The 12,425-nt window shown below is 37.3% G+C and carries 8 protein-coding genes; all 8 read left to right on the top strand.

Annotation, left to right across the window (positions count from 1 at the left end):
* The first annotated feature begins 593 nt into the window (after positions 1-593).
* Entirely contained in the window at positions 594-1,808 is a 1,215-nt protein-coding gene (locus B3I52_RS14250; RefSeq protein ID WP_293302426.1) for a HEAT repeat domain-containing protein, read from the top strand.
* A gap of 15 nt (positions 1,809-1,823) precedes the next feature.
* A complete protein-coding gene (locus B3I52_RS14245) occupies positions 1,824-3,254 on the top strand; it encodes a glycosyltransferase family 2 protein (RefSeq protein WP_293302425.1) in 1,431 nt (476 codons plus the stop codon).
* The gene (locus B3I52_RS14240) at positions 3,254-6,124 is read left to right on the top strand and encodes a tetratricopeptide repeat protein (protein ID WP_293302424.1); all 2,871 of its coding nucleotides are present in this window, start codon (positions 3,254-3,256) and stop codon (positions 6,122-6,124) included. Before B3I52_RS14245 ends, B3I52_RS14240 begins: the two co-directional genes overlap by 1 nt.
* A 9-nt stretch (positions 6,125-6,133) precedes the next feature.
* Positions 6,134-8,266 (top strand): DUF4838 domain-containing protein, encoded by a 2,133-nt coding sequence (locus tag B3I52_RS14235; protein ID WP_293302422.1) that lies wholly within the window; start codon positions 6,134-6,136, stop codon positions 8,264-8,266.
* 1 nt (position 8,267) lies between these two features.
* The gene (locus B3I52_RS14230; RefSeq protein ID WP_293302420.1) at positions 8,268-8,840 is read left to right on the top strand and encodes a DUF1573 domain-containing protein; all 573 of its coding nucleotides are present in this window, start codon (positions 8,268-8,270) and stop codon (positions 8,838-8,840) included.
* Between the two features lie 77 nt (positions 8,841-8,917).
* Entirely contained in the window at positions 8,918-11,413 is a 2,496-nt protein-coding gene (locus tag B3I52_RS14225) for a glycoside hydrolase family 9 protein (protein WP_293302419.1), read from the top strand.
* 154 nt (positions 11,414-11,567) lie between these two features.
* Positions 11,568-11,750, top strand: a complete 183-nt coding sequence (locus B3I52_RS14220; protein ID WP_293302417.1) for a hypothetical protein — start codon at positions 11,568-11,570, stop codon at positions 11,748-11,750.
* Between the two features lie 65 nt (positions 11,751-11,815).
* Complete coding sequence (locus tag B3I52_RS14215; protein WP_293302414.1) at positions 11,816-12,385, top strand: DUF2911 domain-containing protein; 570 nt, start codon at positions 11,816-11,818, stop codon at positions 12,383-12,385.
* Positions 12,386-12,425 lie beyond the last annotated feature (40 nt).

The raw sequence follows: 12,425 nt of genomic DNA, 5'->3' as shown, positions 1-12,425 counted from the left end.
AAAAATAAGGATATTTAATTTGCGATAAAAATAAAAGTAAATTTTAACGACAGTTTTAGTAGTCTATTACTCTTTTTTAGGTGCTTTTTGATATTTCGATAATTATTGCTACCTTGTGCTTATAAAGGTTAAATCTTTTAAAAGCATTACAAAACCTTAGTTTTAAGGTTTGTAAAAATTGTTAATTTTTTGGGAAAAGCGCCCCTGGCCAAAATCGGGGGCGTTTTATTTTACCCCTCACAGCAACCACCCCGCCATTTCGATTAGTGTTTTTCTTTCCACCCGCCAGATTAGCTTCATATTGTCTAAAAACTTCGAGAAGTTAGCGCCAACATTACCGGTTCAGGAAGACCACCATTGAACACAAGCTACTGGGAATATCTTCCCCACTTAGGGCATTTACCCCCCCCTTTATAAAAATGGCAAAACATTGCTTTTTCAAGAAAAAAGCGGCTTTTACCCTTAAAAACAACCGAAACTAAAGCAAAACCATTGATTTTGACTTACCTACTGCTTCTGGCTCTTTCTTTGCCTATAACTGTAAAAACTAAAACCAACCAAAGCCTGCAAAGGCGAAGAAAATTTATACGCCCATGTCATTCTTTACAGCAATAGAACAATATCTGGAACTCATTTCTTCTTATCCCTTTGTTTTACAAGTTGCCATGTACTTTATCATGTTTAATAGTGTTATCGCTATTATATTTATTGCTTTTATTTACCTTATTAGAGGGAACAAAGACAAAGAAGAACGTATAGAAGAGCAATTATACCCTAAACAAAGAGCATTTATTCTTCAAAATTTGGCTTCGCACGAATTACTAATAAGCGAAAATGTATTAACGAAATATACGGAAGAAATTGGGAAGCTAAACAACAAAACCTATGACCCTCTTATTACTGCTTTCGAAGACATTATAAAAAGCGGAAAGGATATAGTTGAGAATAAAAACTACAGAAGTATAATAACAGGTCTTAAAATTGAAGAGTTTTTGATCAAAAAGCTTGATTTTTCAAACACCAGAACTCGCCTAAGAACATTTCAATCGCTTTCGGTTTTAGACCTAACGGTTCCAGATTCATCAATTCTGCCTCATACCTACAGTAAAAACTCGTTCCTGAGAAAAGAATCTAGAAGCTCTTATCTAGCCATTAGCAACCACGACCCCTTTAAGTTTTTTGATCAACAAGACAACAACTTAAACTATTGGGATCAAATTAACTTGTTAGAACAGCTTGAAGCTCACCATAAACACAATTTACCTAATTTTAGTAAATGGATAAAATACTCTAAAAATAACTCTCAGCTAATTTTTATCATTAAGGCCGTGTCTTATTTCAACCAAAGAATATCCATTCCTGCACTAACTAATTTATTAGACACCGCTGACCACGAAGTTAGAAAAGAAGCAATAATTGCCTTAGGCGAGATGCGTGTTGTAGAGATTGAAGAAAAAATCAAAGCGATGTATCACCACCAACCCGTAAGCTGTCAAAATGCAATTATAGAGGCCGTGTCTGCCATCTCTTCTGGCGAATCGTTGGCTTTCTTAAAAGGAATTTATGTAGGCGCCAACAACCTAGACACCAAGAAACTAATTGCTGAAGTTATATACAAATATAACACTGAAGGACAGACACATATAGATAAATTACACCTATTTGAAGTTGGGTTTAACAAACTCATTTTAGAACATATTAAAAACCCGTTAATTCCGTCTAGATTAAGGACTGAAAGAAAAAACGCCAGGCACGCCCAAAATAGCGAACCTCAATTTAACACTACTAACCTAGGGTTTTCAATTTAGCCACTGCTTATATAAATGATGGATACTACTTTTACGCTATTTGAATACTTTGTCTTTTTTTATGCCTCCTCGCTCTTTCTATTTTATTCGGTATTGGGCATATTTTCTTTCATTAACATATTACGTTACAAGACCTATAGTTCAAAGTTAGACGACAAGTTTTTACTTAACTCTCCTCTCACCCCAGGAATATCTATTGTTGCGCCAGCATATAATGAAGAAAAAACCATTATTGCTAATGTAAAGTCGTTATTAACCCTAAACTACCCGCTTTTTGAAGTAATTATTGTTAATGACGGTAGCAAAGACAAAACCTTAGAGCTTTTGGTAGAAGAATTTGAATTGGTAGAAACGCCTTATGCTTATGTAGAAAGGATAAAAACAAAGCCTTTCAAAAGAATTTTTAAATCTACAAATCCAAAATATAGCCATTTAACAATTGTAGATAAAGTAAATGGCGGCACAAAGGCCGATGCCTCAAACGCTGGCATTAATGCTTCGCAATATCCCTACTTTCTATGTACCGATGTAGATTGTATTTTACATAGAAATACCATGTTAAGGATGATTAAACCTATCCTTAACTCAAAGGTTGATACCATTGCCGTAGGTGCAACTTTAAGAATGTCGAACAGTTGCGATGTAGAAGAAGGCACAATTACCAGGGTAAGGCCTCCAAGAGGGCTTATTCCTCGCTTTCAGGAACTAGAGTACCTAAGGGCTTATTTATTTGGTAAAATGGGCTGGGGTTTGGTAAACTGTGTACCCAACATTTCGGGAGGCTTAGGGCTATTTAACACAGAAATTGCCATTAATTCGGGTGGATATAGTAGCGAATCTCATGCTGAAGATATGGACTTAACCACCAAAATGGCTGCTTTCATGATCAACAATAAACGAAAATACCATATCGACTATATTCCGATTTCGTGCTGTTGGACCGAAGGGCCGCCCAACCTAAGTATCTTGGCCAGGCAACGCATTAGATGGGCAACCGGGCTTGCTCAAATTTTCGTGGTACACAGAAAAATCCTCTTTAACCCTCGTTACGGGCGTTTAGGCTTGGTTGTTTTTCCCTTTATGTTCCTCTACGAATTTTTGGCGCCAATTATAGAAATAGTAGGCCTGGCATGGTTTATCTTATTGGTATTAAAGGGCGATGTAAACTGGAATGCGGCACTCTACATCTTCCTTTATTCTTATTCTTTTGCAATAACCATCGGAACGTTAGTAATCTTATACGATAATTTTATCCAACGCCAATACAAAACGCTTTACGAAACCTTCAAATTATGGATTCTCATTTTTGTAGAATCGTTCATTTACCACCCATTATTGGCTTTCTTTTCTTTAAAAGGATACTTCAATTACTTTGCTTCTAGAGAGGTGAAATGGGGAACAATGACCAGGCAAGGCTTAACGGGAACTGTTAAAAAGACAAGTTAATGAGCAAGAACACACATCGTATATTCAAATTTTTCGCAATATCCATTTTAAGTTTATTGTTAATCACCAACCTATCTGCACAAGATTCTTCCGACGAGTATTTCACCATGGCAAGGGTAGCGGGCTCAAAAGGCAACTTCTCAAAAGCAGCCAATTATTGCGAAAGAGCGCTTAAAAAATCGCCACTAGATATGGATATTAAAGAATATCTGGGCAAATGCTACATGGAACTTGGCCAACTAGACAAAGCTCGTTTTACCTTATTAGAGGTTTTAAAAGAAAGCCCTCGGAGAGTTGATGCAAGACATTACCTAATTAACATTGAAACTCAAACCAAAAGATACTACAGTGCCGTTTGCTACGCCAACGAACTATTAGAAATTACACCTTACAGCAAAGGGCTTTGGCTACGTAAAGTTCAGTTATATAGTTTAATGCAAAACTATGTAGAAGCCAATAGATCTGCCAAAAGGCTATATCAAATATTCCCTGAAGACAGTGAAATTAAAACACTGTATAACAACATTTTAAAAGAAGAAGTAACTCGGTTAAATAAAAACAAAGATATTCCTTCAAGTGTAGATCAGTTTGAAAAAATTATTGAAATTTCGCCTACAGACCCAGAAGGATACCTCAATTTAATTAATGCTTATACCAAAATGGGTAATTATGCTGCTGCATTATCCATCGCAGATAGGGGTTTACAAGCTATTCCATTACATTCGGGTATTTTAGACAAGAAAATTGGGCTATTGGATGAAACCCATGAATACCAAAAAGCAATTTCGGTAATTGAAGAACGATTGAGAAAAGGCGAAAGCGCATCTTATAAAACTGTATTGAATTATATGGTGGCTAAAGCGGCCAGGTTCTACAAAAACTCAGATCCGTTTGTGCTTTACACTCGTATTTACGATCAAAACCCGAAAGACACAGAAGCATTCGACTACCTATTATCAACCTCATTATCAAGAGGATATTTTAAACAAGCTGAAGAGTTAATTAACAAGGGATTAAAAGCAAACCCAAGCTCTAAAGACCTATTGGCAAAACAGCTGTACATATTCGAAGCTCAAAAAGATTGGGAAAAAGCAGCCAACACCGTTGAAAAACTTAACAACCTTTACCCTAACGATGCTGATGTAAAAGAGAAATATCGTAACTGGGCCTATCAAAAAGCGAAATTAGATTACAACGAGCAGAATTATAAAGAAGCTTTATGGGGATTTTTAAAAGTTTCGCAAACACCAGAATATAAGAAATACGCAGCGCAGTACATTTTTGCAATCCATAGCAACCAAAAATCTTATCCAGATGCGCTACAAACCATCAACAGCTTAATTACCGATTATCCGCTAGATCACCAGTACATCCTTAATAAAATTGATTTATTAATGGCCATGGAAGACTTTAGTGGCGCTTATACTTTGGCAAAAGAATATCGGGCAAAAAACCCAGACAAACCAGAGTTTGCCCATATGTATGCTACAGCTTCGTTAGGCTATATCCGCAACCTAAACAAGAAAGAAGATTTTGAAAAGGTAAAAGCTATCGCAGACGAGCTATTAGAAGCCAATCCGCAGCATTTAGAGGCTTACAATTATGGTATTGGCGCAAGGGTAGCCATGAAACAATATGAAGATGCCATTGCATTTATTCAAACTAGACCGCTGTTGTCTCTTGATTCGAAAGAATTAAAACTGAAACTTGCCGGAGTGTATGCAGAGGCCGGAAAACATGAAAATGCAACTACTTTACTGCTTGAACTTCATAAAGAATATCCGTTTAACGACAGCTTAAAAAACACACTCGTTGACGAAATGTTGGTATATGCCAAAACATTGGACGATAGCAGTAATTTTGCAAAAAGCAAGGAAATTTACAATCAAATTAGGGTGATTAACCCGAAAAGCACCGCTGCAGCTATTAAACTAACCAATATTTTAATAGAAGAAGGAGACCTTGTTAGGTCTATGCAAATTGTAGATTCTACCTTGGTTTATCACAAAGATTATCCAGATTTACTTTACCAAAAAGGTTTGGTTTTCGAAAAAATGGGAGATTTTAAATCGGCCAGAGATTATCACTATCGTTTTATGAAACCTTTAGAAAAACCTCAGGAACACAAGGACAGGCTAGATTATTTAGAAAGCAAAGAGCTTAAAAATCAGGTTAACGTAAGTTATTTAAACACCACTTCCGATTCTACCATATTAAATACCTCAATTGCCACTTTAGAGTACCTAAGAGACCTGAACAAGAAAAGCAAGGTCGTAATTAGGGGTAATTATGCCGGCAGAAAAACCGGTGTAGGGGCACAAGCAGAAGTTGATTGGTACCATAGCTTTGATAATAAGGCAAGTTTTGCAGCTAGCGTGGGTATTTCTAATGCCTATTTTCCTAAACAAAAGGCTTCGTTATCTTATTTTCAGCCATTTTCTAAAGTATGGCAAGCAGAAGTTGGTGCTCGTTACACTAAAATGCACGACAGCAGAAGCTTCCTAACAGGTATATTGGGCGTAGAAAGAACCTTTAATAATGTTTGGGTAAATGCCAAAGGCCTTATCATGCAAGAGGGCGACAGTTTTTACCACAGTATTTTTGCGCAATCGAGGTTTTTCTTGAAGAACGAGAAAAATTATGTTACCGCAATGGCCTTAATGGGTACAGTTCCCGAAGACCAGAAGCTAGACTTCCAAGTAAATACATTTACTTCTTATGTAAACACTATGGTTGGGGCGGGCTATTACCATTATTTAAACGCCAGAACATCGGTAGGCATGCAAGGCAACTGGTATAACTTTAAAGTTAGTTCAACGGCTTACGTTAACCAATATAATTTGTTTGTAACTCTGAGAACAAGGTTTTAACACGCAAAAATGCAAAAGAGAACTACATTTTTAATCATCTTGGCACATTTTTTCATTACATCTTGTGCTGGTTCAAACGGCTTTGTACTTTATAAAAAAGGTGAGGTTAAGCCTTTGGTGCATTATAAAAACAATACAAAACCAGCAGCTGGTGATATGGTTGCGTTGTTTAACAGGTTGGGCATCTCTTTAACCGTTACCGAACAATTGCCAAAAACCAACAGCACCTATATTCAGCTCGAAATAAATCCCGAGATAAGCGGTTTTAGCCTTACGCAAAAAGAAAACTACCTTTCTGTGGTTGGATCTTCAGCAAAAGATTTAAAACAAGCCATAAGGTATTTCTTTAGCAACTACACCACATTAAATGAGTTTACTAAAAACAAAACTAAACTACTTCAGGAAATCATTGTGGTGCCAATGGAGTTATCTTACCAATCGGATGCGGTATTGACTTATAAAGAGCCGTATTTTACCCAAAACTTCGACAGTGAATTTAGACTGTGGAACAACACCAACACCCTTGAAGAAACTTGGGGATTATGGGGACACAACATTGGCAAGTTTATTAAAGTAACACCGAAAATGTATGCCATTGTTAATGGCGTGCCTAACGAAGAACAATTGAACTTCTCTAGCCCCGAATTGCAAAACGCTTTAGAAGTAGCTATTGCCGAAAAGCTATCGGATAACCCAGCGGCAAACAAATTTATGGTAATGCCCTACGATAATGAATTGACATGCACTTGCGAAAAATGCATTAAAATGGGAAACACCAAAACCAACGCTAGCCCAGCTGTGTATGCCTTAATTAATAAGTTAGCAGCAAAATTTCCAATGGCTAGTTTTTTCAGCACAGCCTATATCACTACCGAAAATCCGCCTAACAAACCTGTAAATGCAAATGTGGGCGTAATGATAAGCACCATGTCGTTCCCAAAGGGAATTGTTTTAGCGCACTCAAACCACGCGGCCTCAATTGCCGAAACCTTTAAGAAATGGCAAAAAACAACCCAAAACATTTACCTGTGGGATTATGCCATTAATTTCGACAATTACTTTGAAGCTCACCCTACGGTTTCCATAACGCAGAAAAACCTTCAATTTTATGTTAAAAATGGTGTTACAGGCATTTTTATACACGGAAGCGACGAAGGCTCATTTGCTGCTTTTGGAGATTTAAAGGCTTATTTATATGCTAAATTGCTCAACAATCTACAAGCAGATCTAAAACAACACACAAGATTATTTCTTGAAACTAAGTACCCGGCCTTTGGCAAAGAACTCGCTGATTACTACATTGAAATAGAGCAAACAGCACTAAACAATAAGCGTACCTTAGACATCTACGGCGGAATTAAAAATGCGGTACATAAATACCTTAAACAAGATGACCTAGCCAAACTAATTCATGTTATTTCGGCCAAGCAACACCACCTTAAACCTACAGATAAAAAAGCAGCCAATACATTATTGCTATCTCTCGTTTTCCAGCACCTAGAACTTTTAAGAGTAAACGGCATTGCCGAAAATGGTTATGCAACATTTGAAAGGGGCAAACTAACATTAAACCCTATTGTTGAAAAGTATCTTTCGCTCTTAAAACAATTAAGCAGTGCTACCGAAATTGAAAAATACAATGAAATTGGTTTTACAATTTCCAATTATATCAGCGCTTGGAACTCGAGGATAATAACAGCTCCTTATCAAAGCCTAGCTTATCATAAGCATTTTAAGGCTACATCCAAGTTAGACGAAGATTACGCAACTACCGACATTTTAAGCGATGGTGCCATAGGTTTTCAAGATTATTACAACAATTGGCTAATCAACAGCACCGCCTTGTTTTCTTTAGAAACCACAACAGCCGGATTACAAAAAGCCACAACCCTACAAATTGATTTCCTTTACGATAAAAAGCACAAGATATACCCACCAGAAAAAGTGAGCGTATATATTGGGCAAAATAACTACGAAATAATGTTGGGAGAAAAGGAAGAAGTTGGCGATACCCGAAAAATTGTGCGTGCCAGTATTCCAATAAAAATTGGCGCCAATGATGATACATTAAGAATTGAAATCAAAAAGCAGGCTGAAAACCGAAAAAGATCGATGGCTTGTGATGAAATAATAATTAAATAGTATGAATAGAAACGGAAAGAAAGTATTGTTTTTTGATAACGGTAAATTATTGCTCTTTTTAAGCGTTTCCATAATAGCGCTAAGCCTTTTATCTGCCTGTTCGAACAATAAGGACGGCAGTACTACCACAATAAAAATTGAAGACCCAGAACGTAAGTATTTTCCTATTTTACAAGGACAACGCCAAAACATTAACGTAAAAGTTTTCAATACAGGCAAAAATCCATTAAAAATATTCGCGGTTTACCCTTCGTGCGGTTGTACGGTAGCAAAATATCCAACAAAGCTAATCCCTGTGGGCGAATATGGCACCATAGAAATGGAGTACAACAGTAATAAGAACTTAGGTTACGTTGGCATTTACACCACTATAAAAACCAATACAAAAGAAGGTTCGCAAACATTCTTCTTCGAGATTAACGTGGTACCAGACCCACACTACACCAAAGATTACGAAGAACTTTACAATGCCGACAAAGAAGCTAACAAAAGCTTAGTAAAAGAATTGGTAGATGGTGCAGCAAATCAGCAAGGCTACATTGTAGATCCGAAACAAATGCGAAAGTTCAAGTAGCATACTTTCCATTTACAAACTAGCGGTTCTTTAAAAGATTTGATTAATTTAGATTAACCAAATTTTAGCCGTTAGTTATGAAGAAACTATCATTTTTTGCCATAGTTGTTGTCCTTTTATTTTTTTTCGCTTTTAAACCAAAAAATCAGCAAAGCTGGATCAGGGTTAACCTTCTAGGCTACCAACCAAAATCTATTAAAGTGGCGGTATGGGCAAGCAAAGGCAATGAGATTCCAACGCGTTTCGAACTCATCGACAAAACAAGTGGAAAGCCTGTTTATAGCTCTAACAACGTCAAGGTTTTTGGGGCTTATGGCCCTTTTGCTACATCGGCAAGGCTAAATTTTTCTGAATTTAAAACGCCTGGCAATTACTACCTCAAAGTAGATGGCGTTACTTCGCCCGAAATTATCATTAACGAAAACGTTTATAAAAACACGGCAGATTTTGCCCTGCGCTACATGCGCCAGCAACGTTGTGGCTATAATCCGTTTTTAAAAGATAGCTGCCATACTCACGATGGCTTTGTAGTTTACGGCAAAGAAGGAGGACTTAAGGATAGCACCCATTTTGATGCCGTTGGCGGTTGGCACGATGCCAGCGATTACCTCCAATATTCTACCACTACGGCCAATGCCACCTATCATTTATTAATGGCCTATCGGGATTTCCCAAAAGCTTTTTCAGACACCAAATTGGCAACCGGACTCGAAGGTAAAAATGGCGTTGCCGATGTGCTAGATGAAGCCAAATGGGGTTTAAATTGGTTGATGAAAATGCACCCACAGCCCAATATCATGTTCAATCAATTGGCAGATGACAGAGACCACATCTCTATGCGTATCCCAAAAGAAGATAGCCAATACGGAAAAGGATTTGAACGCCCCTTATATTTTATTGATGGCAAACCGCAGCAACGAGGCAAGTTTATGAACGATACCAAAGGTACCAGCTCTACGGCGGCCAAATTTGCCAGTGCTTTTGCTTTGGCAAGCGAACTTTACCAAAACGATAAAAACTACGCCAAACAATTAGCAGAAAAATCTAAAACTGCCTACTATTACGCACTCAAGAAAAAAGGCGTTACACAAACAGTATCTGTAAAATCGCCATACATATATGCGGAAGAGAACTGGGTTGACGACATGGAATTGGCCTTGGCTAAAACAGGAAAAACCACTGGTTACGGCAAAAAATCTTTAGACTCTGCTTATTACTATGCCAAACAAGAGCCTATCACTCCCTGGTTAATAGCAGATACCGCCAAACATTATCAATGGTATCCATTTATCAATTTAGGACATTATGAACTCGCTAAACAATCCAGTGGAGATAGAAAAAGAGAATTGATAGATTACTACAAGCACGGCATCACGCACGTGTGGAGCAGGGCAAAAAATAATGCCTTTTACCGGGGCGTACCTTTTATCTGGTGCAGTAACAACTTAACCGTTGCCTTTGCCATGCAATGTATGTGGTACAAGCAATTGAGCGGCGATGGTACTTTTTCTGAGCTAGAACAGGCTAACTTCGATTGGCTGTTTGGCTGCAACCCTTGGGGAACGAGCATGGTTTACGGTTTGCCGAACTGGGGAGACACACCAACCGACCCGCATTCGGCTTTTACGCACTTGGGAAAATACCCAATTGATGGCGGTTTGGTTGACGGCCCTGTTTACACCAGCATCTACAAAAATTTAATTGGCATACAACTCACCAAACCCGATGATTATGCGGAATTCCAAAGCGATTTAGCTGTTTACCACGATGATTATGGCGATTATAGCACCAACGAGCCAACCATGGACGGCACAGCTTCGTTAGTTTATCTACTTGCCGCCTACGATAGCAGAACGAGTAAAGAGTTTTCTAACTATAAAAAAGAACAAGGGGCAATTATTAGGGGCGATACCAAAGAAAAGCAACTGGCAATTGTATTTACCGGCGATGAATACGCAGATGGCAGTCAGAAAATAATTGCGGCATTAGAAAGAGAAAAAATAAAAGCCTCTTTCTTTCTTACTGGCAATTTTTATCGAAACCCTGCATTTTCAGCATTTATAAAAACAGCTAAAGCAAAAGGGCATTATTTAGGCGCCCACTCTAACCAACATTTGTTGTATGCCGATTGGAAAAAACGCGATTCGCTTTTAGTAACGAAGAAACAATTTAACAACGATTTGTTTGCCAATTACAAAGCAATGGCGCAATTCGGCATTACTAAAAAATCTGCTCCGTACTTTCTCCCTCCTTTCGAATGGTATAACCAAACCATTAGCAATTGGACAGAAGATTTCGGACTTAAACTCATCAATTTTACACCAGGAACACGTTCTACTGCAGATTACACCTATCCAGAAATGGGTAAATCGTACAGAGACAGTGAAGAAATTTATCAATCAATTATTGCTTACGAAAAACAGCAGAGCCTAAACGGTTTTATATTGTTATTGCATGTAGGTACAGACCCTAGAAGAAAAGATAAATTTTACGATAAGCTTCCCGAACTTTTGAAGTATCTCAAACAAAAGGACTACAAAGCTGTTACTGTAAGCCAGTTGTTAAAAAATTGATATAATTATCCAAATGAGATGATAATTAGCTGATGTGATAATGAATAGTGTTTGTATTTACTGGTTTTTGTGCATATCATCGAATTAGCTAATCGTTACATTATAATTGGTGTTTTTCATTGAAATAATTAACTTTGGCACAAAAGTTATTAAAATGAGTAATTCAGAAAATAAAAACAATTTTGATTGGGTTTGGTATGTAATGGGCATGTTGGCATTTGTACTTGCTGTATCTGCCGTTACTTTACATATTGGCTATCTTTTCCTTGCAGCTATCATCGGTTTAATTTTCGGTGGTGTTTTTTTAAATACAATTGTAAAAGGAAGAGAATACTAGGTTCCTTTATAGCTATAGCCGCAAAGCAATAAAATCAAGATACACCACTAACAACAAATATTTTGATGAAAAAATTAAGCTTGTTGATGCTCTTTTTAGTAGGACCATTGGCTGTAAATGCACAAAATGTATCAACTGGTGTTACTTTTCCAAAAGTAGATGCTAGCCCTTTAGATGTAATTTACTACCCATTAAACGTTACAAAGTCTAAAGATTTAATCGCACCTGTAATGCGTGTACTCTATTCTCGTCCGCAGAAAAAAGGAAGAGAAATTTTTGGCGTTTTAGAGCAATTTGATAAAGTTTGGCGTTTAGGGGCTAACGAAAATACCGAAATCCAATTTTTTAAGGCTGTAACCATTGCAGGCAAAAAAATTAAAGCTGGAAGATATAGTCTTTTTGCTATTCCTAGTCAGGATAAATGGACTATCATCATCAATAAGCAGACTGACAAATGGGGCGCATTTTCTTATAACATGGAGAAAGATGTATTAAGAACAGAGGTGGTTACCAATAAAACAGAAAAAACGATTGAGGCTTTTTCTATTACTTTTATCGATGCTCCAGAAGGTGCTAATTTGGTAATAGCCTGGGATAATACCCAAGTTTTTTTACCTATCGGATTTAAAAAGTAGCAATTACTAGATAAATGAAAAGGGGCTGTCTCAAAAGAGA

It is taken from the genome of Pedobacter sp. UBA4863 (genome assembly GCF_002399615.1).
Lineage (GTDB): Bacteria > Bacteroidota > Bacteroidia > Sphingobacteriales > Sphingobacteriaceae > Pedobacter.
The sequence above is the reverse complement of the archived record's forward strand: the minus strand, read 5'-3'. Positions and strand labels throughout refer to the sequence as shown.